The organism is Rhodanobacter sp. FW101-FHT13A11 (assembly GCF_058790335.1).
The window spans coordinates 14029-37500 of sequence record NZ_JBYTCN010000018.1; the positions used below are offsets into that span (position 1 = coordinate 14029).

General features: G+C 69.8%; 22 protein-coding genes. 13 read left to right on the forward strand and 9 right to left on the reverse strand.

Annotated features, from left to right (window positions below; all coding sequences use genetic code 11):
- Positions 1–23: 23 nt before the first annotated feature.
- Positions 24–899: a DMT family transporter gene (locus tag AC3WRN_RS15625; RefSeq protein WP_492623660.1), complete on the reverse strand. Its 876-nt coding sequence runs from the start codon at positions 897–899 to the stop codon at positions 24–26.
- A 145-nt stretch (positions 900–1044) separates the two neighbouring features.
- Between AC3WRN_RS15625 and AC3WRN_RS15630 the strand changes: the two genes are divergently transcribed.
- The 5 genes from AC3WRN_RS15630 (at position 1045) to AC3WRN_RS15650 (ending at position 6261) form a co-directional block, all read left to right on the forward strand.
- Positions 1045–2214 (forward strand): acyl-CoA dehydrogenase family protein, encoded by a 1170-nt coding sequence (locus AC3WRN_RS15630; protein ID WP_492623661.1) that lies wholly within the window; start codon positions 1045–1047, stop codon positions 2212–2214.
- Positions 2215–2231: 17 nt separating this feature from the next.
- Positions 2232–2780 carry a GNAT family N-acetyltransferase gene (locus AC3WRN_RS15635; protein WP_492623662.1) on the forward strand — a complete coding sequence of 183 codons (549 nt, stop codon included), beginning with the start codon at positions 2232–2234 and terminating at the stop codon, positions 2778–2780.
- Entirely contained in the window at positions 2777–3274 is a 498-nt protein-coding gene (locus AC3WRN_RS15640; protein WP_492623663.1) for a hypothetical protein, read from the forward strand. Before AC3WRN_RS15635 ends, AC3WRN_RS15640 begins: the two co-directional genes overlap by 4 nt.
- Complete coding sequence (locus AC3WRN_RS15645; RefSeq protein WP_492623664.1) at positions 3271–3888, forward strand: glutathione S-transferase family protein; 618 nt, start codon at positions 3271–3273, stop codon at positions 3886–3888. The genes AC3WRN_RS15640 and AC3WRN_RS15645 overlap by 4 nt, the downstream gene beginning before the upstream one ends.
- 102 nt (positions 3889–3990) lie before the next feature.
- On the forward strand, positions 3991–6261 hold the full coding sequence (locus AC3WRN_RS15650) for a thiamine pyrophosphate-dependent enzyme (protein WP_492623665.1): 2271 nt from the start codon (positions 3991–3993) through the stop codon (positions 6259–6261).
- Positions 6262–6273: 12 nt separating this feature from the next.
- Here AC3WRN_RS15650 and AC3WRN_RS15655 read toward each other — a convergent pair whose 3' ends face one another.
- The 3 genes from AC3WRN_RS15655 to AC3WRN_RS15665 form a co-directional block, all read right to left on the reverse strand.
- Positions 6274–7974: a sensor domain-containing diguanylate cyclase gene (locus AC3WRN_RS15655; protein ID WP_492623666.1), complete on the reverse strand. Its 1701-nt coding sequence runs from the start codon at positions 7972–7974 to the stop codon at positions 6274–6276.
- Positions 7975–8320: 346 nt separating this feature from the next.
- A complete protein-coding gene (gene mfd / locus AC3WRN_RS15660) occupies positions 8321–11956 on the reverse strand; it encodes a transcription-repair coupling factor (RefSeq protein ID WP_492623667.1) in 3636 nt (1211 codons plus the stop codon).
- A gap of 171 nt (positions 11957–12127) precedes the next feature.
- Positions 12128–12733 carry a GNAT family N-acetyltransferase gene (locus AC3WRN_RS15665; protein ID WP_492623668.1) on the reverse strand — a complete coding sequence of 202 codons (606 nt, stop codon included), beginning with the start codon at positions 12731–12733 and terminating at the stop codon, positions 12128–12130.
- Between the two features lie 132 nt (positions 12734–12865).
- Between AC3WRN_RS15665 and AC3WRN_RS15670 the strand changes: the two genes are divergently transcribed.
- Both AC3WRN_RS15670 and AC3WRN_RS15675 read left to right on the forward strand, forming a co-directional pair.
- A complete protein-coding gene (locus AC3WRN_RS15670; protein WP_492623669.1) occupies positions 12866–13336 on the forward strand; it encodes an MmcQ/YjbR family DNA-binding protein in 471 nt (156 codons plus the stop codon).
- Positions 13333–13725, forward strand: coding sequence for a VOC family protein (locus AC3WRN_RS15675; protein ID WP_492623670.1), 393 nt, complete (start codon positions 13333–13335; stop codon positions 13723–13725). Before AC3WRN_RS15670 ends, AC3WRN_RS15675 begins: the two co-directional genes overlap by 4 nt.
- 4 nt (positions 13726–13729) lie before the next feature.
- Here AC3WRN_RS15675 and AC3WRN_RS15680 read toward each other — a convergent pair whose 3' ends face one another.
- The 3 genes from AC3WRN_RS15680 to AC3WRN_RS15690 all read right to left on the reverse strand — a co-directional run bounded on the left by AC3WRN_RS15680 (position 13730) and on the right by AC3WRN_RS15690 (position 15367).
- A complete protein-coding gene (locus tag AC3WRN_RS15680) occupies positions 13730–14263 on the reverse strand; it encodes a DUF2058 domain-containing protein (RefSeq protein ID WP_492623671.1) in 534 nt (177 codons plus the stop codon).
- A gap of 34 nt (positions 14264–14297) precedes the next feature.
- Complete coding sequence (locus AC3WRN_RS15685) at positions 14298–14732, reverse strand: FKBP-type peptidyl-prolyl cis-trans isomerase (RefSeq protein WP_068091388.1); 435 nt, start codon at positions 14730–14732, stop codon at positions 14298–14300.
- 77 nt (positions 14733–14809) lie between these two features.
- Positions 14810–15367, reverse strand: a complete 558-nt coding sequence (locus AC3WRN_RS15690) for a YaeQ family protein (protein WP_492623672.1) — start codon at positions 15365–15367, stop codon at positions 14810–14812.
- An 80-nt stretch (positions 15368–15447) separates the two neighbouring features.
- Between AC3WRN_RS15690 and AC3WRN_RS15695 the strand changes: the two genes are divergently transcribed.
- The 5 genes from AC3WRN_RS15695 to AC3WRN_RS15715 all read left to right on the forward strand — a co-directional run bounded on the left by AC3WRN_RS15695 (position 15448) and on the right by AC3WRN_RS15715 (position 20721).
- Positions 15448–16335, forward strand: coding sequence for a pseudouridine synthase (locus AC3WRN_RS15695; protein ID WP_492623673.1), 888 nt, complete (start codon positions 15448–15450; stop codon positions 16333–16335).
- Positions 16336–16441: 106 nt separating this feature from the next.
- On the forward strand, positions 16442–18457 hold the full coding sequence (locus AC3WRN_RS15700) for an OPT family oligopeptide transporter (protein ID WP_492623674.1): 2016 nt from the start codon (positions 16442–16444) through the stop codon (positions 18455–18457).
- A gap of 88 nt (positions 18458–18545) precedes the next feature.
- A complete protein-coding gene (locus tag AC3WRN_RS15705) occupies positions 18546–18887 on the forward strand; it encodes a carboxymuconolactone decarboxylase family protein (protein WP_492623675.1) in 342 nt (113 codons plus the stop codon).
- A gap of 65 nt (positions 18888–18952) precedes the next feature.
- Positions 18953–20023 carry a class I SAM-dependent methyltransferase gene (locus tag AC3WRN_RS15710; RefSeq protein ID WP_492623676.1) on the forward strand — a complete coding sequence of 357 codons (1071 nt, stop codon included), beginning with the start codon at positions 18953–18955 and terminating at the stop codon, positions 20021–20023.
- Positions 20020–20721: a pseudouridine synthase gene (locus AC3WRN_RS15715; RefSeq protein WP_492623677.1), complete on the forward strand. Its 702-nt coding sequence runs from the start codon at positions 20020–20022 to the stop codon at positions 20719–20721. Before AC3WRN_RS15710 ends, AC3WRN_RS15715 begins: the two co-directional genes overlap by 4 nt.
- Positions 20722–20820: 99 nt before the next feature.
- On the opposite strand, the gene AC3WRN_RS15720 is transcribed toward AC3WRN_RS15715, so the two are convergent.
- Together AC3WRN_RS15720 and AC3WRN_RS15725 are read right to left on the reverse strand one after the other, a co-directional pair.
- Entirely contained in the window at positions 20821–21153 is a 333-nt protein-coding gene (locus tag AC3WRN_RS15720; protein ID WP_492623678.1) for a YkgJ family cysteine cluster protein, read from the reverse strand.
- A 58-nt stretch (positions 21154–21211) separates the two neighbouring features.
- Positions 21212–21802 carry a DUF1415 domain-containing protein gene (locus tag AC3WRN_RS15725; RefSeq protein WP_492623679.1) on the reverse strand — a complete coding sequence of 197 codons (591 nt, stop codon included), beginning with the start codon at positions 21800–21802 and terminating at the stop codon, positions 21212–21214.
- Positions 21803–22608: 806 nt separating this feature from the next.
- Between AC3WRN_RS15725 and AC3WRN_RS15730 the strand changes: the two genes are divergently transcribed.
- Entirely contained in the window at positions 22609–23400 is a 792-nt protein-coding gene (locus AC3WRN_RS15730; RefSeq protein WP_492623680.1) for a lysozyme family protein, read from the forward strand.
- The last annotated feature ends 72 nt before the right edge of the window (positions 23401–23472 follow it).

Consider the following 23472-nt stretch of genomic DNA (forward strand, 5'->3'; position numbering starts at 1 on the left):
CGCGCCGCCGTGCATGGGCGCCCTCACATCATCCTGGTGCGTCGCCACCAGCGGGTCTTCTGTTCCTCGCGCACCAGCGTGAACAGCCCCGCGCCGAGGATCATCACGATGCCGATCAGCATCGGCCAGTCGAGCCGGTCGCCGAACAGCCAGTAGCCGAAGCCGATCGCCCACAGCATCTGGCTGTACTGGGTGGGTGCGACGCGGTTGGCGTGGGCAAGCTGGGTGGCCAGCATCAGCAGCACGCCGGCCAGCGCGGCGAGCAGGCCGTAGCCGGCGAGCAGCCCCCACTGGGCCAGGCTGGGCCAGCGGAAGTCGGCCAGCATCAGCAGCCCGGCCACCAGCATCGAGCCGACCACGCCGGCGCCGTACAGGGTGACGCGCTTCTCGTGCGCCCCGGACAGGCGCAGCGCGACCATCGAGATCGCGCCGGAGAGCCCGCACACGATCGCCGCCAGGTGGCCGATGCCGAGCACGCGGAAACCCGGCCGCAGCACCACCAGCACCCCCGCGAAGCCGGCCACCACCGCCGACCAGCGGCGCCAGCCCACGTGTTCCTTCAGCACCAGCACCGACAGGATGGTGACGAAGATCGGCAGCAGGAAGATCAGCGCGAACGCCTCCGCCATCGGCAGCGCGGTGAACGCGACCACCGCGGCGATGCTGCCGGTCGCGCTGGCCGCCGCGCGCACCAGCCACAGCCACTGGCGCCGTGCCAGCACCACGTCGCGCCAGCGGTCGCCCGGCCCCTTGATGAAGGGCAGGGCGCTCAGCCCCAGCGCGGCGCCGAAGAACACCGCCTCGTACGCCGGCAGGCCGCCGCGCAGCGACTTCACGAACGCATCGCTGATGGCGAAGGCGGCGAAGGCCGTGAAGCCGAGCAGGACACCTTTGAACATGGGATTCCGTGGGCAGGTGAGGGGCGGCGGACCAGGGTGGCGCGGGCCATACGCATCCGTCGGGTTTCGTCGTGGCGGGCCGGCCTGTCCGGCGGCATGGCCCGCGCTACAATACCGGCTTTTACGCGTCCGCTCCGGAGCTCACATGGCTGTCAGTCTGAATCCGCTCGATCTGTACGACGTCCGTTCGCTGCTCACCGACGAGGAGCGCATGGTGCAGGACACCGTCGGTCGCTTCGTCGACGAGCGCGTGCTGCCGATCATCGGCGACTGCTTCGACCAGGGGCGCTTTCCGAAGGAGCTGATACCCGAGATCGCCAGCCTCGGCCTGCTCGGCGCCACCATTCCGGAAAAATACGGTTGCGCGGGCATGAACGGGGTCAGCTACGGCCTGATCTGCCAGGAGCTGGAGCGCGGCGACTCGGGCCTGCGTAGCTTCGCCTCGGTGCAGAGCTCGCTGTGCATGTACCCGATCTTCGCCTACGGCAGCGAGGAGCAGAAGCAGCACTACCTGCCGCGGATGGCCGCCGGCGAGGTGATCGGCTGTTTTGGCCTCACCGAACCACATGGCGGCTCCGATCCGGCCAACATGAAGACGAACGCGAAGAAGGATGGCGGCGACTGGATCATCAACGGCGCCAAGATGTGGATCACCAACGGCAACCTGGCGCATATCGCGATCGTGTGGGCGCAGACGGCGGACGGCATCCAGGGTTTCGTGGTACCGACCGACACGGCCGGCTTCAAGGCGCAGGAGATCCACAAGAAGATGAGCCTGCGCGCGTCGGTCACCAGTGCGCTGTTCTTCGACAGCGTGCGCGTGCCGGACAGCGCGCGGCTGCCGAACGTGAAGGGACTGAAGGGGCCGCTGGGTTGCCTCACCCAGGCCCGCTACGGCATTACCTGGGGGCCGATCGGCGCCGCCCAGGCCTGCCTGAAGGAAGTACTGGATTACACCGCCGAACGCATCCTGTTCGGCCGCCCGCTGGCGTCGAACCAGGCGATCCAGCTGAAGATGGCCGACATGGCCCGCCGCATCACCACCGCGCAGTTGCTGTCGCTGCAGCTCGGCCGCCTCAAGGACGCCGGCAAGATGCAGCCGACCCAGGTCTCGCTGGCGAAATGGAACAACTGCCGCATGGCGATCGATATCGCGCGCCAGTGCCGCGACATCCTCGGCGGCGCCGGCATCACCACCGAGCACGGTGCGATCCGCCACGCGCTGAACCTGGAGTCGGTGATCACCTATGAAGGCACCGAGACGGTGCACGAGCTGGTGGTGGGCCGCGAGCTGACCGGCATCAACGCGTTCTGAAACGGAGCGTGCCGCGCATGGACTCCGCTTCGCTGCGCCTCGAAACCGACCGGCTGATCCTGCGTCCGCCGCGGCTGGAGGATTTCGACGCCTACGCGGACATGATGGCCGATGCCGAGGCCGCGCGGTTCATCGGCGGCCGGCAGGTGCGCGCGGTGGCCTGGCGCGGCTTCCTGGCTTCCGCGGGCGCCTGGATGATCCAGGGCTTCTCGATGTTCTCGGTGGTCGAGAAGGCCACCGGCCGCTGGATCGGCCGGCTCGGCCCCTGGCGCCCCGAGGGATGGCCGGGTACCGAGATCGGCTGGGGCCTGGCGCGCGGCGCCTGGGGCAAGGGCTATGCGCAGGAAGGCTGCATCGCGGCGATCGACTGGACCTTCGACCAGTTGGGCTGGAGCGAGATGATCCATTCGATCCACCCGGACAACCGCGCCTCGCAGGCGCTGGCACAGCGGCTCGGCTCGACCTGCCGCGGCCCGGGCAGGCTGCCCGCACCGTTCGAGGAGGACCCGATCGAAATCTGGGGCCAGACGCGCGAGCAATGGCGCCGGTGCCGCACGCCAGCATGAGCGCGATCGCCCACGCCGACCCGGCGACCGCCTTGCGCGAGGTACTCGCTTCGGTGGTACCGGATCTGCATCGCCACTGCCGCGATCCGTGGACGCTGATCGGCAGCGCCGCGGCGCGGCTGGCCGGCGCCGCGGTGGCGGTGGCCGATCTCGATGTGTTGACCAGCGTCCGCGATGCGGATGCCCTGATCGGACACTGGCGGACCCGGCAGGATGAAGCCTGGATGCCGCCCTCCGCCGAGCGCTTCCGCTCGCGTTTCGCCCGGTTCCTCTTCCCCGGCCTGCCGGTGGAAGTGATGGGCGGCCTCGAATTGCACGGCGAGCGCGGCTGGGAGCCGGTGCGGATCGGCGCGGTCGTCACGGTGGACGTGGCCGGCCTCGCGGTCCCGATCCCCGCGGTGGCGGAGCAGATCCGCGTGCTGGAAAGTTTCGGACGCCCCAAGGACCGGCGGCGCGCGACATTGCTGAAAAGCCTGAGCGGGGAACGATCATGATCACCATCTACGGCATGCGCGCCTCCGGCAACTGCTACAAGCTGCAGCTGTTGCTCGACCAGTTGGGCCGCGACTACCGCTGGGTCGACGTGGACAGCGCACACGGGGAGACGCGCACACCGGCCTATCTGGCGAAGAACCCGAACGGCAAGGTGCCGCTGCTAGAAGTGGACGACGGCCGCCGGCTGGCCGAGTCCGACGCGATCCTGTGCTTCCTCGCCGAGGGCACCGCCTATTGGCCGAATGGATCTGGGCCCGAGGATGCCTGGCTGCGCGCGCAGACGCTGCAGTGGCTGTTCTTCGAGCAGTACAGCCACGAGCCGTGCATCGCGGTGGCGCGCTTCATCCGCGGCTGGCTGCCGCCCGACCACCCGCGCCAGGCCGAGCTGCCCGCGCTGCTGCAGAAGGGCACGCAGGTGCTGGCAGTGATGGAGCAGCATCTGGCCGGGCGCGGCTGGTTCGTCGGCGAGCGCTACGGCATCGCGGACATCGCGCTGTACGCGTATACCCACTGCGCCGGCGACGGCGGTTTCGAGCTGTCGGCGTTTCCGAATATCCGCGCGTGGCTCGGTCGCGTGCAGGCACAACCCGGCCATACTCCGATGCAGCATTGACCTTCCGTTGTAGGAGCCCACCCTGTGGGCGATGCCTTTGAAAAGCATCGCCCACAGGGTGGGCTCCTACAAAAACATCCCCTATCTTGCCGATACCACGCCATGTCCATTCCGTTCACCCTCAGCGCCCGCCACAAGGGCTTCAACCGTGCCGAGATCGTCGACCAGAACTTCATCGAGTTCGTGCAGCTGTGGCAGGGCGACGTGCGTGCCGCGCCGCGCGACGATGAGGCCGTGCTGCCGGGCAGCACGCTGGATGCGCGCGGCTTCCGCGGGCTGCTGGAATCGCAGCTGATCTCGCGCCACCTCGACCTGATGGCGCGCGTGCTGCGCGTGCAGAACAAGGTGTTCTACACGATCGGTTCCAGCGGCCACGAAGGCAACGCGATGGTGGCGCGGCTGACCCGGCACACCGACCCGGCGTTCCTGCACTACCGCTCGGGCGGCTTCATGGCCGAGCGCTTCCGCAAGATCCCCGGCATGGACCCGGTGATGGATTCGGCGCTGTCCTTCGCCGCCAGCAAGGAAGACCCGGCTTCCGGCGGCCGCCACAAGGTGTGGGGCAGCAAGCCGCTGTGGGTATTGCCGCAGACCTCGACGATCGCCTCGCACCTGCCCAAGGCGCTGGGCACCGCGGTGGCAATCGAGCAGGCGCGGCGCGTCGGCCACGCGTTGCCGATCCCCGACGACAGCATCGCGATCTGCTCGTTCGGCGATGCCTCCAGCAACCACGCCACCGCGCAGACGGCGTTCAACGCCGCGGCGTGGACGGCGTACCAGAAGCTGCCGGCGCCGGTGCTGTTCGTATGCGAGGACAACGGCATCGGCATCTCGGTGAAGACGCCATCGGGCTGGGTCGCCAACAACTACCAGCATCGCGCCAACCTCGACTATTTCTTCGCCGACGGCCTCGACCTGGCCGAGGGCTACGCCCAGGTGCAGCGCGCGGTGGAGCATTGCCGCGGCACCCGCCGGCCCACCTTCCTGCACCTCAGGACCACCCGCATCATGGGCCACGCCGGCACCGACTTCGAGATCGAGTGGCGCAGCATCGAGGAGCTCTTTGCCGTCGAATGCTCCGACCCGCTGCTGCGCTCGGCCGGCATCGCGCTGGAGTCGGGCCTGTACTCGAAGGACGCGTTGCTGGGCCTGTACGAGGCCACCCGCAAGCGCTGCTTCGCCGCCGCCGAAGACGCGGATTCGCGCCCGCGGCTGACCTCGCTGGAAGACGTGATGGCCCCGCTGGCGCCATACACGCCGGCCGCGGTGAAGGCCGAGGCCGGGCGCGCCGACTACGCCGAGCGGCGCCTGGCCGTGTTCGGCGGCGAGGCGAAGCTGCCGGAAAACCTGCCGCCGCGGCACCTGGCGATCCAGATCGGCCAGGCCCTGCACGACATCATGGCGAAGTATCCCGAGTCGCTGCTGTTCGGCGAGGACGTGGCGCAGAAGGGCGGCGTGTACACCGTCACCAAGGGCCTCAACAAGGCGTTCAAGGGCAGCCGCGTGTTCAACACGCTGCTGGACGAGACGATGATCCTGGGCCTGGCCCAGGGCTACGCGAACATGGGCATGCTGCCGATCCCGGAGATCCAGTACCTGGCGTACTTCCACAACGCCTGCGACCAGATCCGCGGCGAGGCGTCGTCGCTGCAGTTCTTCTCCAACGGCCAGTACCGCAACCCGCTGGTGATGCGGGTGGCCTCGCTGGGCTACCAGAAGGGCTTCGGCGGCCACTTCCACAACGACAACTCGATCACCGCGCTGCGCGACATCCCCGGCCTCGTCGTCGGCTGCCCCAGCCGCGGCGACGACGCGGCCACGATGCTGCGCACGCTGATGGCGCTGGCCAAGGTGGACGGCCGCGTCTGCGCCTTCCTCGAGCCGATCGCGCTGTACATGACCAAGGACCTGTACGAGGCCGGCGACGGCCAGTGGCAGTTCGGCTACCCGGCGCCGGACCAGGCGATGACGCTGGGCGAGGGCCGCATCTACGACGAGGCGGCGAACGACCTGGTGGTGTTCACCTTCGGCAACGGCGTGCCGATGGCGTTGCGCGCGGCGCGCACGATCGGCAAGGAGCTGGACTGGCGGGTGCGCGTGGTCGACCTGCGCTGGCTGGCGCCGCTCAACGACGCCTTCATCGCGGCGCAGGCGAAGACCGCCAAACGCATCCTGGTGCTGGACGAGGGCCGCAAGAGCGCCGGCGTGGGCGAGGGCGTGATCACCGCGATCGTCGAGGGCGGCTGCGGCGCCACGCCGTTGCGGCGCGTGGTCGGCGCCGACACGTTCACCCCGTTGGCCGGCGCGGCGCTCTTGGTGCTGCCGGGCGAAGCCGAGGTGGCGGCGGCGGCACGGGAACTGGCGCAACGCTGAGCGCGGCCGCGTTCAGCGCTCGCGCTTTTCCACCACGTGGAGGTGCGGGCCGCCCGGCGGCAGCTTGTTGCCGGCGTGCAGCGAGACCCGGTTGCGGCCGCCGAGCTTGGCGTCGTACATGGCCTGGTCGGCGCGGTCGACCAGCGACTCCACGTCGTCGCCCTCCCGCCGCAGGGCGACGCCGATGCTGACGGTGAGCAGCAGCGGATCGTCGCCGACGGGTATCTCCAGCCGGTGCACGCGCCGGCACAGCCGGGTCGCCACGTGCATGGCCTGCACCGCCGGCGTGCCGTCGAGCAGGGCGACTAACTCCTCGCCGCCGTAGCGGCCGAGCAGGTCGGCGGGGCGCAGTTCGGCGTTCAGCGCCTTGGCCACGGCGACCAGCGCGCGGTCGCCGGCGTTGTGGCCCTGGCGGTCGTTCAGCAGCTTGAAATGGTCCAGGTCGAGGAACAGCAGCGCGATCGGCCGCGGCGGGCCACCGGACAGCAGGGCGCTGGCCCGCTCGGTCCAGGCGCGGCGGTTGAGCACGTTGGTGAGCGCGTCGTGGTCGGCCAGTACCCGCACGATGTCGCGGTCGTGGCGCAGCCTGAGCGCGCGGTCGGCCAGGCCGACCGACAGCACGACCGCCTCGAACGCGCCGCCGGCCACGCTGGCGTCGTTGAGCCAGTCCAGTTGCGGCAGCGCGCCGCCGACCTGGGCGCTGGTCATCGCCGTGAGCAGCAGTAGCGGCGTCCAGCCAGCCAGGAAGAACCACGCCTGGCGCGAACCGCGCGCGGCGGCGACGCAGGCGACCACCAGCAACAGCACGGCGCCGATCATCAGCAGCGGGTTGAGCAGCACCTGCGCCACCTCCACCAGCAGCGGGAGCCGGCTGCTGCGCATCAGTACCAGCAGGATCATGCCCACCGCCAGCGCCATGATCGGTACCCGCAGCAGCGGCGCGTAACGCGGCAGTTCGCAGAAACGCATCATGAACAGCGAGGCGAACGCGACCGACAATGCCACCGCGGCCGAGCCGGCCAGCAGGGTCGCGCCGGCCAGCCATTGCCATTCCATCGGATGGAACAGGAAGCCGGTCTGGATGCCCTGGATCAGCGCATAGCAGAGGATGTAACCGGCGTACCAGGCATAGGTGACGTCGCGCAGCATCAGCGCGAAGCACACCGCCATCAGCACCATCGCCAGCATCACCGCGAAGCAGGCGCTGGCGAACGCCAGCCACTGCGCATCCTGCCTTGCGTACTCGAACGGTGACTGCAGCTGGAACCGCACCGGTGCGCTCAGCATCGACGACGGCTCGAACTTGAGCAGGATCGCCGCCGACGCCACGGTGTCGGACGGCACCTGCCAGGCCAGCCGGCCGTGGGCGTGGGTCGTTGCGCCGAAATCGTCGATCGCCAGCGTCTGCGGGACCCCGTGTTCGTACACCGTGACCGCGCCCAGCGTGGGCGGGTAGATCGTCAGCACGCGCCCGGCGTCGTCCCACGGCGGTTGTGGCGCGAGCACCACCCAGCTGCCGCTGTCGCTGCCGGGAAAGCGTTGCAGCAGGGACGGATCGAAACTCCGCAGCAGGCCGGCGCGGTACTCGTCGAGCACGACTTGCGGCGTGTCGTCGGGGCGCGCCTCGCGCCAGGCACCGTTGAGCGCGGCGGCGGCGTGGGCCAGCCCGCCCCACAGCCACAGCAGGCCGAGCACGAGGCCGCACCATGACATAGGTCTGCGGCGACACGATGCCGATTTTTTGCCCAGCCTCTCCATTTGGCTTTCTCCCCTATGCGGCCCTTGTACATGGGTGCATGTGGATATTGTGTTTCGCCGGGCCGGCCTGGCCCGGGCCGGCGTTCCTGCGGCTACCGGACGGATGTTCCCGGCGCCCTCGCGCGTATCGCTGCGCGGGGGCGTCGCAAAGGCAACGCTGTCGCATCCTTCGCCTCCAGGTCAAGCACGGGCCGTGCCAGCGCGGTCGGGCGCGGGCTGCTGGCGCGCTGGCGCTGGCCCACGCGTCACGGAGCTGGCCGGTCCGGTTCAATCCGGACGCGCAGGGTCACCCGTGGCGCGTTCAGGCGGGCCGGCGGGCGCCCAGTGCCACCAGCACTTCCTGTGCGCTGCGGATGCGCTCGCTGGCGCCGGGCAGGTCGAGGATCACCTTCAGCTTGTCCTGTCCATCCAGCTTGTACACGCGCGGCAGTTGCTGGATCAGCTTGATGATGGTCATGGGATCGACCTCGGGCTTCTCGCGGAACACGATGCGGCCGCCGTTGGCGCCGAAGTCGAGCTTGCGGATGCCGAGCGGGGTCGCCATCAGCTTCAGGCCGGCCACGGCGAACAGCTGCTTGGTGCTGTCCGGAAGCAGGCCGAATCTGTCGATCATCTCCACCTGCAGGTCGCGCAGCTCGTCCTCGCTGCGTGCGCTGGCGACGCGCTTGTACAGGGTAAGCCGCGCATGCACGTCGGGCAGGTAGTCGTCGGGGATCAGCGCGGGCAGGTGCAACTCGACCTCGGTCTCGTGCTCGCTGCTGAGATCGAAATCCGGCACCTTGCCCGACTTCAGCGCACGCACCGCGCGGTCCAGCAGCTCGGTGTAGAGGCCGAAGCCGATCTCCTGGATCTGGCCGGACTGTTCGTCGCCGAGCAGTTCGCCGGCGCCGCGGATTTCCAGGTCGTGGGTGGCCAGGGTGAAGCCGGCGCCGAGTTCCTCCAGCGAGGCCAGCGCCTCCAGCCGCTTCTGCGCGTCGGCGGTGATCGAGCGGCGGTCGGGCACCACCAGATACGCATAGGCGCGGTGATGCGAGCGCCCGACGCGGCCGCGCAGCTGGTGCAACTGGGCCAGGCCGAAGCGGTCGGCGCGGTCGATGATGATGGTGTTCGCGGTGGGGATGTCGATGCCGGTTTCGATGATCGTGGTGCATACCAGCACGTTGAAGCGCTGGCGGTGGAAGTCCGCCATCACGCCTTCCAGCTCGCGCTCGGGCATCTGGCCATGGGCGACGCGGATGCGCGCGTCGGGCACCAGGTCCTCCAGCTCGCGCACGGTGCGCTCGATGCTCTGCACCTCGTTGTGCAGGAAGTACACCTGGCCGCCGCGCGACAGCTCGCGCTGCAATGCCTCGCGGATCGTCGCCGGGTCCCACGCCGAAATGAACGTGCGCACGGCCGAGCGGTGCGCCGGCGGGGTGGCGATCAAGGAAAGATCGCGCAGGCCTGCCATCGCCATGTTCAAGGTGCGCGGGATCGGCGTGGCGGTCATCGTCAGCAGGTCCACTTCGGCACGCAGCTTCTTCAGCTGCTCCTTCTGGCGCACGCCGAAGCGCTGCTCCTCGTCGACGATGACCAGGCCCAGGTTCCTGAATTTGATGTCCGGCTGCAGCAGCTTGTGGGTGCCCACGATCACGTCGATCTGGCCGTCGGCGAGGCGCTTCAGCGCCTCGTTCACTTCCTTGGTGGACTTGAAGCGCGACAGCACGTCGACCCGCACCGGCCAGTCGGCGAAGCGGTCGGCGAAGTTGCGGTAATGCTGCTGGGCGAGCAGGGTGGTCGGCACCAGCACGGCGACCTGCCTGCCGGCGGTGGCGGTGGCGAAGGCGGCGCGCAGCGCCACCTCGGTCTTGCCGAAGCCGACGTCGCCGCAGATCACCCGGTCCATCGCGCGCGGCGCGGCAAGATCATTCAGCACCGCCTCGATCGCGCTTTCCTGGTCGGGGGTTTCCTCGAACGGGAAGGTGCTGCCGAACTCTTCCACCAGCTGGCGGTCGATCGGCAGCGACTCGCCGCCGCGCGCCTGCCGCTGCGCATAGATCGCCAGCAGTTCGGCGGCGACGTCGCGCACTTTCTCGGCGGCCTTGCGGCGCGCGCGCTCCCACGCGTCGCCGCCCAACGAATGCAGTGGCGCCAGCTCCGGCGCGGTGCCGGAGTAGCGGCTGACCAGGCCGAGCTGCGCCACCGGCACGTACAGCTTGTCGCCCTTGGCGTATTCGATGGTGAGGAACTCGCCATCCATGCCGCCCACGTCCATCGAGACCAGGCCCTGGTAGCGGCCCACGCCGTGGTCGACGTGCACGATCGGCGCGCCGGGGGTGAGCTCGGTGAGGTCGCGGATGATCGCTTCGGGATCGCGCGCGGTGCCGCGGCGGCGCTTGCGGTCGCGCTCGCTGCGCACCCGCTCGCCGTACAGCTCGCGCTCGGTGAGCACGGTGATCGCCGGCGTGGTGAGCGCAAAGCCCTGTTCCAGGCTGGCGATGGTGATGGCGAACTTCGGACCTTCGTACTTGGCTCCTTCCCCTGCTTGCAGGGGAGGGTTGTGACCGAAGGGAATCCCTTGCGGAGGGAGGGGCGCTTTTGCTTCTTCGCCAGTCCGGGCTACCCCCTCCCGACCTCCCCCTGCGGGCAGGGGGAGGAGAAATGTTGACCAGCCCTCGACGTTCTGCGGCTTCAACCCCGCCGCCGCCAGCGTCTCGATCAGCGCTTCGCGCCGTCCCGCCGAATCCGCCGCGATCAGCACGCGGCCCGGATAGCTGGCGAGGAAATACCGCAGCGACGTGCCCGGCTCCTCGCCCTTGCGGTTGAGCGGCAGCTCCGGAGCCGGTTGCGTGCCCACGGCGACGGCATGCTCGTGGCCGGCCTCGACCACTTCCACCCGCAGCCGCTTGTTGAGCCGCTCGCGCAATTGCTCGGGCGGCAGGTACAGCTCGGCCGGCGGCAGCACCGGGCGCTCGATGTCGTGCGCACGCTGGTCGTAGCGTTCGGCGGTCTGCGCCCAGAACTGGTCGGCCGCCTCGCCCGCGCCTTCGCCGAGCACGAACAGCGCGTCGTCGGCGAGGTAGTCGAACAGCGTGGCGGTACCTGCAAGCGGATCCGCCGCAACGCCCCGCGCATCCATGTGCGGACTCTTCGCGGGGAAGAACAATGGCAGGTAGTACTCGATGCCGCCCGGCGTGACGCCTTCCTTCATGTCCTGGTACAGCGGGCAGCGGCGCACGTCGATCGGGAAGCGTTCGCGCAGGTTGCCGCGGAATTCCTTCGCGGCTTCCTCGGTGAGCGGGAACTCGCGCGCGGGCAGCAGATCGACCTTGTCCACCTGCTGCTGCGAGCGCTGGGTTTCCGGGTCGAAGCTGCGGATCGAGTCCACCTCGTCGTCGAACAGCTCGATGCGGTACGGCTCGGCGGTGCCCATCGGGAAGATGTCGAGCAGGGCGCCGCGCACCGCGAAGTCGCCGGGCTCGGCCACCTGCGGCACGTGGCGGTAGCCGGACGCTTCCAGCCGCCGCTGTTCGCCGGCGAGGTCGAGCTTCTGGCCCTTCGCCAGCACCAGCCCGGAGCCGGTGATGTGCGAGCGCGGGGCGATCCGCTGCATCAGCGTGGCTACCGGCACCACCAGCACGCCGCGTTTCACGTTCGGCAGCCGGTACAGCGTGGCGATGCGCTGCGAGACGATCTCCGGGTGCGGGCTGAACACGTCGTAGGGCAGGGTTTCCCAGTCCGGGAAGTGCAGCACCGGCAGGCCGCCGGCGAAGATCTTCAGTTCCGCTTCCAGCGCCTGCGCGCGCTGGGTGTCGCGCGCCACCACCACCAGCAGGCCCTCGTGCGTGCGCGCTGCCTCGGCCAGCAGCAGCGCCCGGGCGGAGCCGTGCGGCGGAGTCCAGTAGCGGCGTTGCCTGGGGGTGGTCGGCAGGGGCGGGTGCTTGATCGGGCTGGGCATGGGGGACGCGTGTTCGAGGCGCCGCCATCAAGCCGCGCCGGGGAAAGCGGGCAAGTGTAACGCGATGGCTCCGACAGTCCCCATCGCAATTTGTAGGAGCGCACCCTGTGCGCGATAGCTCTTCGTCACGGAACGAACGGCATCGCGCACGGGGTGCGCTCCTACACGGTCCTACAGCTTCAGCGTGATCAGCGCGGTGCCCGGTTCGTCCGGCAGCATCCGCTGGATGAAGCCCAACTCCCTGCACAGCTGCAGCATCGGCCGGTTCTCCAGCAGCACGTAGCCCCACAGCTCGGCGAGGCCGCGGCGGCGGCAGTCGTCGACCAGGTGCTGCATCAGCAGGGCGCCCAGGCCGCGGCGGCTCCAGTCCTGTTCCACCAGCACCGAGAACTCGGCGCTGTCGGTGGCCTCGTCGACGAAGATCCGGCCCACGCCGCGCATCTCGGCCGGCTTGATCGACTCGTCCATCAGCACGAAGGCGGTTTCGAAAGCGGGGTCGATGCGGCACAGCCGCTGCGCCATCGGCATCGGCAGCTCGGACATCGCATGCAGGAAGCGGCGGCGGATGTCTTCCGGCGACAGCCGGGTAAAGCAGCGTTGCATCGCCGCCACGTCGCCCGGCTCGATCGCGCGCAATACCAGTTCGCGGCCGTCCTCGGTACGCACCTGCTCGCCCCGTGGCGTGGACTGCACGCTCGGGCGCGCAAAGCGCTCGCGGGCGCGCGGCGGGAGGGAGGCGTAGCGGGTCGGGGCGGCGAAGTCGATGGCGGGAATCATGGTAGTTCCGTACTTTTGCGTATTGTGTGCGGCGCAACATGAATTTGCAATGACGGATTCCGCGGTGCGCTGTCGCATGCGCACGATACAGCGGCCGTAACCGGCCGGCGTCATGTTGCAGTACGGAATGCCGTGGGCGCGGCAGACAGGCGGCGCGCCACCCCGCACAATGACGAGACTGGCTTCCCCATGGAGCATGGCGTGACCCGCAAACCGCGCCGCGGCCTCGGCGCCGCCCAATTGGCCGCACTGTGCGGCCACTGGCCCGGTGTCTCCCGCGATACCAAATGGGGCATCGACATGGTGTTCAGCGTGGACGGCAAGATGTTCGCGGTGATGCCGTCGGACGGCAGCGGGGGCGGCCGGCTGTCGTTCAAGGTGGCCGACGACCGTTTCCTCGAACTCACCGACCAGCCCGGCATCATCCCGGCGCCGTACCTGGCGCGGGCGCACTGGATCTCGATCGTCGAACCGCGGCGCTTCGCCACGGCGGAACTGGAGGCATTCATTCTCGACGCGTACGTGCTGGTGCGCGCGAGGCTGACGAAAAAACGGCAGGCCGAACTGGGCCCGCTTCCCACCCTCGAGGCAAAACAAAAATGAAGCAGCATCTGGGCGCGCTCGCGCTGCTGGTCGCCGACTACGACGAGGCGATCGCCTGGTACACCGGCGCACTGGGTTTCGTGCTGGTCGAGGACACCGACATGGGCGATGGCAAGCGCTGGGTGCTGCTGGCGCCGCCCGGTTCCAGCGAAACCCGCCTGCTGCTGGCCAAGGCGAAGGGCGACGAGCAGGCCGCGCGCGTCGGCAACCAGGCCGGCGGCCGTGTGTTCCTGCTGCTGCATACCGACGGCTTCCAGCGCGACTGGCAGCGCATGCGCGCCGCCGGCGTGCACTTCCGCGAGGAACCGCGGCACGAGGCCTACGGCACGGTAGCGGTGTTCGAGGACCTGTACGGCAATGCCTGGGACCTGCTGGAGCCGAAGCGCTGACGCGTTACCAGACCAGGTCGTCCGGTACCTGGAACCGGCTGTAGTACTCGTCGTCCGCGCCGCTGCCGGCCTCGGCGCGGCCGTGGTCGAGCACGATCATCGCCGCGTCGCGTTCGCGGACCTTGTCGGCGGCAATGCGCGGCAGCAGCTCGTAACCCTCGCCGTGGCGCACGATCACCAGTGCGCCGGCGGCCAGCTGCGCGCGCAGCGCCTCGTTGACCAGCACGTCCTTGATCCGGTCGCCGTCGGTGAAGCGGTAGGCGATCTCGCCCTCGCGCTTCACCTTGTGTGCCTCGACGATCTGCCGCACCTGCGCCCGCGTTTCGTTGGCCCGCGCTTGCGCGTTGCGCCCGGCCGCCAGGGCGCGATCGCGTTCGGCCTTCTCCGCCTGCAGCCGTTGCGCTTCCGCCGGCTCGGCGCCCGCCGTCAGCGGGGTCTTGCCCAGGTGCTTCTTCGCCTGCTCGCGCACGACCTTGGCCACCTGGCCTTTCTTGACCAGGCCGGCCTTGAGCAGCTGTTCCTGCAGGGGATTGCGCATGACGGTATCGGTTGTGCGGGAAGTGGGCGGAAACTCAATGCGCGCCGGCGTCGATCAGTTCCACGTCGAACACCAGCGAGGCGTTCGGCGGGATGTCGGCGCCGGCGCCGCGGGCACCGTAGCCGAGCTCGGCGGGGATCAGCAGGGTGCGCTTGCCGCCCACGCGCATGCCGGCGACGCCCTGGTCCCAGCCGTCGATCACCCGGCCGGCGCCGAGGGTGAAGTTGAACGGCGCGCCATGGTCGTACGAGCTGTCGAACTTGGCGCCGTGCTTGTCCTTCGCGTTTTCGTCGTACAGCCAGCCGGTGTAGTGCACCAGCACGTCCATGCCGGCCTTCGCCTCGACGCCGGTACCGACCTTCCGGTCGATCACGGTGAGCTTGTCGACCTTGCCGCTGGCACGGGCCTGGGGCGGCGCGCTGCAGGCGGCGAGGGCGAGGACGGCGAGCAGGGGCAGCAACCAGCGCATGGGGAGACTCCGGACGGTGGAAAGGATCGGGCGGGGATTATGCGGGAAACCGCGACGAGGCAGCCGGCAGCGGGCCGTCAGCTGACCAGTTCGGCCGCGACCATCCGCTTGAGCGGATCGACGGCGACCGCGTCGTTCTCGTTCATCAGCTGCAGCTGGCCGTCCTGCACCAGCGCCTGCAGGCGCATGCCCCGTTGCAGCAGTTCGACCAGGGCGGTCACCGTCGCGGCGGGGATGTCGAGCACGCTGAGGTTCTTGTGGCGGCCGAGCGCGTGGCCGGCCTTGTTCCACCAGAGTTCCGCCGCGTTGCCGCCGTAGTTGAGCACCACCACCTGGCGCGAGCGGCCGCAGGCCTTGCGGATGCGCGCCTCGTCGGGTTGGCCGACCTCGATCCACAGCTCGATCTCGTCGGTGTACGCCTTGCGCCACAGCGCCGGTTCGTCCTCGTCGCCGATGCCCTTGCCGAACTCCAGCCGCTCGTCGGCATACAGCGCGAATGCCAGCAGGCGGACCATCAGCCGCTCCTCGGTCTCGGACGGGTGCCGCGCCAGGGTCAGCGCGTGGGTGGCGTAGTAGTGCCGGTCCATGTCGCTGACCTGCAGTTCGACCTTGTAGATGGTGGCGTTGAGTGCCATGGGGGCGCCTTGGGGCAACAAGCCGCCCATTCTACGCGCTGTCAGGGCTCGCCCGTCCGCGGATTAGACTGGCGGCCGACATGGATACTCCTGCCGTGCCCTTCACGCGTGACAGCGATGCCAGCACCGTGCACCTGCCGGCCGGCAGTTGGGCGACCGTGCTCGATGCGCTGTGCGCCCGCTTCGCCGCGATCGGTCGCGCGCAGTGGCTGGAGCGGATCGCACGCGGCCGGGTGCTGGACGGGCGGGGCGTGGCCATCACGCCGCAGACGCCGTACCGGGCCGGGCTGCGCATCCACTACTACCGCGAGGTGGCGGCCGAGCCGACGATTCCGTCCGTCGAAGCCGTGCTGCACGTCGACGAGCACCTGGTGGTGGCCGACAAGCCGCATTTCCTGCCGGTGACGCCGGCCGGCGGGTTCGTCGAGCAGACCCTGTTGCGGCGCCTGGTCCGGCGGCTGGGCAACCCGCAGCTGGTGCCGCTGCACCGGATCGACCGTGCCACTGCCGGGCTGGTGCTGTTTTCGGCGAACCCGGCGAGCCGGGCGGCGTACCAGGCGCTGTTCCGCGAGCGCCGTATCGACAAGCGCTACGAGGCGCTGGCGCCGACCTTGCCCGCAGCGTCGTTTCCGCTGCTGCGGCGCTCGCGCATCGTGGCCGGCGAGCCGTTCTTCCGCATGCGCGAGGTGGCGGGCGAGCCGAACAGCGAGACGCGGATCGAAGTCATCGGCAGGGACGATGACTGCTGGCGCTACGCGCTGTTCCCCCGCAGCGGGCGCAAGCACCAACTGCGCGTGCACATGGCGGCGCTGGGCGCGCCGATCGCCGGCGACACCCTGTACCCCGCGCTGGCCGAGGCGGCCGCCGACGATCACGCCCACCCGCTGCGGCTGCTGGCGCGGGAGCTGGCCTTTGACGATCCGCTGTCCGGCGCGCCGCGGCGTTTCGAGAGCAGGCTGGCGTTGTGATGGCGGGAGGCGGGCCGGTTGCCGCTCTCCCTCGCCATCGGATAACCATGGGCGGCCATTCCACGCTATCTTCCACCGCAACATCCGCTTTGGGGAGAAGCGTCCAGTGAGTGCACAACCCTTGTCCGCCGCGCCGTCGCGCGTCGAATTCACCATCCGCGGCCTGATCATCGGCATCGTGATCACCGTGGTATTCACTGCCGCCAACGTGTTCTTCGGCCTCAAGGCCGGCCTCACCTTCGCCACCTCGATCCCGGCCGCGGTGATCTCGATGGCGATCCTGCGCGCGATGAAGAACTCCACGATGCAGGAGAACAACATCGTGCAGACGGTGGCATCGGCCGCAGGCACGCTGTCCTCGATCATCTTCGTGCTGCCGGGCCTGATCATCATCGGCTGGTGGAACGGCTTCCCGTTCTGGATGTCGTTCGGCATCTGCGCCACCGGCGGCGTGCTGGGCGTGATGTACACCATCCCGCTGCGCCGCGCGCTAGTCACCGATTCGGACCTGCCGTACCCGGAGGGCGTGGCTTGCGCCGAGGTGCTGAAGGTGGGTTCCAGCGGCGGCGAGGAGGCAGCCGAATCGGTGGAATCCGGCGGCGCCGGGCTGAAGGCGGTGATCGCCGGCGCGATCGTCTCGGCAGTGTTCTACGTGGTGGTGCAGACGCGGCTGTTCGCCGATGCGGTGTCCAGCTATTTCCGCGTGGGCGACAAGGGCGCCGCCACCGGTTTCGATTTCAGCCTGTCGTTCGCGCTGTTCGCGGTGGGTCACCTGGTCGGACTGTGGGTGGGCGTGGCGATGCTGGTCGGCGCGCTGATCGGCTGGGGCTGGGCGGTGCCGCACTTCCTGCTGCTGCACCCGGTCGCCGGCCCGGTTGCCGACGCGGCGCAGGGCACCTGGAGCCATTACGTGCGCTTCGTCGGCGCCGGCACCATCGGCGTGGCGGCGATCTGGACGCTGGCCAAGCTGGTGAAGCCGGTGATCGGCGGCCTGGCCGGCGCGATGCGTGCCTCGCGCGCGCGCAAGAGCGGCCAGTTGCACATGCTGCCGCGCACCGAGCACGACATGCCGATCGGCATGGTGGGCCTGATCACGCTGCTGTGCCTGATCCCGGTGGCCTGGCTGCTCGGCCACTTCAGCAACATCAGCGGGCTGGGCGAGCACACCGTGCTGCTGGTGGTCGGCGGCGTGCTGTTCGTGGTGATCCTGAGCTTCCTGGTCTCGGCCGTCTGCGGCTACATGGCCGGCCTGATCGGTTCGAGCAACAGCCCGCTGTCGGGCGTGGGCATCCTGGTGGTGATCATCGCCGCGCTGCTGCTGGTGCTGGGCGTGAAGTCGCTGGTGCCGGCCGAGCAGGGCAAGGCGCTGGTGGCGTTCGCGCTGTTCATCACCTCGATCGTGTTCGCGGTGGCCTCGATCGCCAACAACAACCTGCAGGACCTCAAGACCGGCCAGCTGGTGGATGCCACGCCTTCGCTGCAGCAGTGGGCGCTGGTGATCGGCGTGATCGCCGGCGCGGTGGTGATCCCGCCGGTGCTGGACCTGCTGAACCAGGCCTACGGCTTCCTCGGCGCGCCGGGCGTGGACCCCGCGCGCGCGCTGCCGGCGCCGCAGGCCGGCCTGATCTCGGCGCTGGCGCAGGGCGTGATCACCGGCAACATCGACTGGAGCCTGATCATCATCGGCGCGGTGATCGGCGTGGGCATCATCGTGCTGGACGAGGCGCTGGCGCGCACCGGCAAGTCGATGCGGCTGCCGCCGCTGGCGGTGGGCCTGGGCATCTACCTGCCTACCTCCACCACGCTGATGGTGGTGGTGGGCGCGCTGGTCGGCGCGTGGTTCGACAAGCGCGCCGAGCGCGGCCCGAAGCCCGAGCCCACCAAGCAGCTCGGCGTGCTGCTGGCTTCCGGCCTGATCGTGGGCGAGAGCCTGCTCGGCGTGGTCGTGGCGGCGCTGGTGGCATTCTCCGACAAGCTCGGCTTCGCCAACCGCAACGCGCCGCTGGCGCTGGTGGGCGGGGGTTTCCATGGCGCCGCGATCTGGATCGGCGGCGTGGTGTTCGTGGGCGTGACCTGGGCGATGTACCGCTGGATCGGTCGCATGGGACAGGCCTCGGCGTAGGCTTGCACGTGCTCTTGTCGTGGCGGTGGCGCACCATGGCGCCACCGCCGGGCATTCCGTCCGGCGACGAAGCCGCGAGGACCTGCCCATGTTGGATTGGCTGCAATACCGCAAAGAACTGCTCGGCCGGATCGGCGAGATCGGCAAGCTCAGTCCCGATACGCTGCGGGGTTACCAAGTGCTGACCGGTGCCGGCGAGAAGACCGGCCACCTGGATGCCAAGACCCGCGAACTGATCGGCCTGGCGGTGGCGGTCACCACCCGCTGCGACGGCTGCATCACGGTGCACGTCGGCGAGGCGCTGAAGCACGGCGCGACCCGCGAGGAAATCGCCGAGGCGTTGGGCGTGGCGGTGGCGCTCAACGCCGGCGCAGCGCTGGTGTACTCCTCGCGCGTGATGGACGCGGTGCACCAGCACAGCGGCAGCTGAGCCCGCCGGATTCCTGCCGCGGCCACGTACAATGCCGCCGTCGGGATAAACCTGAAGGGATGTGAGTGACTGCTGCCGGTTTTTCCGCGGCCGCGCCGGATGCGGCGCTGGCCGCGCTGTTCGTGCCGTTCGAGACCGGCGAGCTGAAGCTGCCGGCGGACGGCCGCGCGCTGTTCCTGCGCGCCCGCGCCGGCGTGCGCCTGCGCGAAATGGCGCAGCCCGGCTGGCTGTGCGAGCAGGGCTTCCTGCCGTTCGCCGACGAACTGGGCCGCAACGGCCTGCGCGTGGGCGAACCGGCGGCCGGGGAGACCTTTCCGCTGGTGCTGCTGCTGCCGCCGCGCCAGCGCGACGAGGCGCGCGCGCTGTTCGCCCGCGCGCTGCGGCACCTGGCGCCGGGCGGCACGGTGCTGGCCGCGATGCCGAACGCCGAAGGCGCGAGGTCGGGCGAGGCGGAGCTGGCCAGACTGGCCGGCGCCGTGCAGCACCTGTCCAAACACAAATGCCGTGTGTTCTGGAGTACGCCGCCGCCGGCCGACGTCGACCGGGATCTGCTGGCCGAATGGCTGGCGCTGGACGAGCCGCACGCCATCGTCGACGGCTACGTCAGCCGCCCCGGCCTGTTCGCCTGGGACCGCATCGACCGCGCCTCGGCATTGCTGGCGGAACACCTGCCAAGAGACCTGCACGGCCGCGTGGCCGATCTCGGTGCCGGCTACGGCTATCTTTCCACGCAGGTCGTCGCGCGCTGCCCGCGAGTCGCGGCGATCGACCTGTACGAAGCCGAAGCGCGCGCGCTGGAGCCGGCGCGGCGCAACCTGGCGCGGGCGCAGCGCGAATGCGGTCGCGAGGTGGCGGTGGCTGTGCGCTGGCACGATGTGACCCGCGGCCTGGCGCAGCGCTACGACGCCATCGTCAGCAACCCGCCGTTCCACCAGGGGCGCGCCGACCTGCCCGAACTGGGCCGCGCCTTCATCGTCAGCGCGGCCGAGGCGCTGCTGCCGGGTGGAACGCTGCTGATCGTGGCGAACCGGCATCTGCCGTACGAGGCGGTGCTGGCCGCGCGTTTCCATGAAGTGCGCACGCAGGTCGTGCGGGAAGGATTCAAGGTGATCGAGGCGACGGGAGTGCGCGGATGAAACTGGTCAAGTTGATCGCGAACCTCGGCTACGGCAGCCGCAAGGACGTGACCCAGCTGTTCCGCTCCGGCCGCGTCACCGATGCCGAGGGCGAGGTGCTGTACGCCGACGACGTGGTGCCGTACGAAACCATCCGCGTCGACGACGAGCCGCTCGATCCGCCGCCGGGGCTGACCCTGGTGATGAACAAGCCGCTGGGCGTCACCTGCTCGCGCAAGGATCCGGGCCGCGTGGTCTACGACCTGCTGCCGCCGCGCTACCGCGTGCGCTCGCCGGCGCTTTCCACGGTGGGCCGGCTCGACCGCGACACCTCGGGCCTGCTGCTGTTCACCGACGACGGCGCGCTGCTGCACCGGATCATTTCGCCGAAGGCGAACGTGACCAAGGTCTACGAGGCCACCCTGGCGCAGGACCTGCGCGGCGACGAAGGCGAACTGTTCGCCGGCGGCACGCTGCTGCTGGAAGCGGAAACCGAACCGCTGGCGCCGGCCGTGCTCGACGTGCTGGGGCCGCGGCATGCCAGGCTCGGCGTCACCGAAGGCCGCTACCACCAGGTACGCCGCATGTTCGCCGCCGCCGGCAACCACGTCGAAACGCTGCAACGGGTTTCGATCGGCGCGCTGGCGCTGGGCGAATTGCGACCGGGCGAATGGCGCGCACTCGATGCCGGCGAGGTCGCATCGATCTTCGCGCCGTAGAGCAGCGGCGCCATCCGTAGGAGCGCACCCTGTGCGCGATGCTTTTCCGTGACCTGACGAAGAGCATCGCGCACAGGGTGCGCTCCTACAAAAGAGCGGCTACAGCACGTGCACCGCCGTGGGAATCGCGTTGCCGAACCACTTGTGCCGCTCGTCGCGGCAACTGGGGCTGCCCATCGCGAACTTGCGGCAGATCGTGGGGCGGTCCGCGTAGATCGTGCAGCGGAAGCTGTTCGGGTCGACCGCGGCGCACCAGCCGTCCTCGCCCTTGGCCAGGGTTTGCATGCCGTGTTCGTCGCGGGCGACCAGCCAGGCCGGGACGTGGTCCTCGGGCATCAGGACCACCGTGAGGCGGCAGCACACGGCTTCGCAGGTCGTGCATTGCACGCCGGGGTCGACGCTTTCGGCGTAGGGGTCGGGGATATTTTTCACTCGTCAGTGTGGCAGCTTCGCCCGACGCGAGTGTGAACTCCGGGTGGGTTTGCCGTGTTCAATCCGTGCCGTCGCGCCACAGCGCCCGCCAGCCATCGGGACCCAACCGCTGCAGCGTCTCGATGTTGCGCCGGTAGATGCCGTCGGTGTCGTCCATCGACGCCATCGCGCGCTCGATGCTCGATTCGCGCAGCAGGTGCAGCGTGGGATAAGGCGAACGGTTGCTGAGGTTCCCGGCGTCGTCCGGCATGGTGTCGGCGAACTGGTAGCCGGGATGGAAGCTGGCCACCTGCCATTCGCCCTCCAGCCCCAGCGTCTGCACGGCGGCGTCGGCCACGTCGAGGAAGTCGTTGTAGTCGAGGAAGTCGCCGAGCACGAACGGGTGGATCAGCAGGCCGGTCTCGCACTCGTCGGGAGTGAGTGCGTTGAGCGACTGCAGCTCGCCGCAGAGATCGTCGAGCAGCGCATCGGTGTCGCGCGCGTGGCTCACCCGCAGGCGCAGCTTGCCCTGCACGTGCGGCGCCCGCGCGAACGGGCACAGGTTCAACCCGATCACCGCACGCTCCAGCCAGCGCGTGGTGGCAGCGAGGTAGGGTGCGTCCTCGGGCAGCGCGTCGGCGTTGAGGTCGTTGGCAGGCGTCGGGTTCATGCGGTTTTCGCGAGGGTGCGGCAGCCGACTATAGCGACTGGCCGGTGCACGGGCTTGTGCATGCGGCGCCGGAGGCCTTGCGGGGCTTGCGCCGGGTTTTATGCGGGACCGCCGGATGCCGGATGCGGGAACCGGTTTCGCAAACCTGATTTAATGGCGACCCCCGGCACGGGAACCTGCCGGCCCGGCCAGACTCCAAGGGATCGGCGGCGGCCATGCCCCTGGAACAGGATTCGCTCGTGGATGGTTCGACCCCAACGACTGCAGATGCCTTGCACGGCGAAAGCCGCGGGTACTCCGAGGTCGGTGGTGGCCTGGCCATGCCTCATGCGACGGAGGTGCCGGGCGAGGGCCGGCGGGAATCGGCCCGGTGTGCCGGACCTCGCCCTCCTGCCCAGGCCGGCCCGGCAACGGGCTCGCGCAGGCAACCGGCCGCAGGCCGCGTGGCCGTGCGAGGCATGTGCAGGGAACCGGGCCGCGTGTATCTGATGGCGCCGGCGCGCTGGAAATCCGGGAGCCCGCCGACGCACCATCGTCCCGCGGCCCGGCCGGTCGTGATGCCGGCTCCTGCCCAATGGGTCCGCTCACGGGCGGTGCCCGGCCGGTTGCCCCCGCAGGCGCCGCGGCCGGCGGCGGAACGCTGGCTGCTGCCTCCCACCTGGCCGCTGGACGGATGGCGCACGACGGCAGCCGCCGGTCTGCGCCGGCTCGTCGATGTGCGGATCGCACCGTGGATGCGGGCACGCCAGCGGTCGTGGTCCGGGTGGGCGAAGATGCACCGGCGCCGGCTGGCGGCAGGCGTCGCGATGGGTGCCATCGCCGGCGTCGCCCTGGTGCTGCTGCGCCTTGGCTCGGCGCACTTCGGTTCGGGATCGACGCCGGCCAGCGTGGCGGCCGCCATACCGGCAAGGCCGGTATCCGCCTTGCGCGCGCCATCCTTGCCGGCCAGGCCGGTGTCGGCGCTTGCCGCGCCGGTGCCGGCGGGCGCGCCAGCGGTTTCGTCCACGCTCCGCTCCGGGCCGGCCGAGAGCGGCCGCAGGCTGTTGTCCGATGTCAGCACGATGGACCTGATGATGCCGATCGAGGAGCCCGATCTGGACATCACCTCGCGGGAAAGCCTGTGGTCGCAGGTCGGCAAGGCCTCCGGCGTCGATCCGCTGCTGCTGTACAGCATCGCCCTGGTGGAGTCGAAGGCGTTGTACCCGGGCGGCAAGGTCGCGCCCACGCCCTGGCTGTTCCGCGTCAACGACCACCTGGTGCGCGGCGAGCGCCACGACGTGCAGCTGGCGATGGCGGCGGCGAGCCAGTTCGGTTCGGCCGTGCAGGACGTCGGCATCATGCAGGTCTACTACCCGATGCACCGCGACGCGGTGCGCGATCCGCTGACCCTGCTGAATCCGCGCACCAACATCACCGTGGCCGCGAAGATCCTGCGCGACGGCATGCGCCAGACCCGCGACCGGGTGCTCGGCGTGGGCTACTACCACAGCCACACGCCGACCCTGGCCCGGGATTACGGCACCGCCGTGCTGACCGTCTACCAGCGGCTGCAGGCGATCCATCGCCCGGCGCGCCGCGGGCAGGCCATGGCGCGCTAGCCGCCCGGAGAAATCGGCCGCGCCGGCGGCCCGGCCTTGCATCGGGCCGATGGCGCCCGGATATAGGCTGCA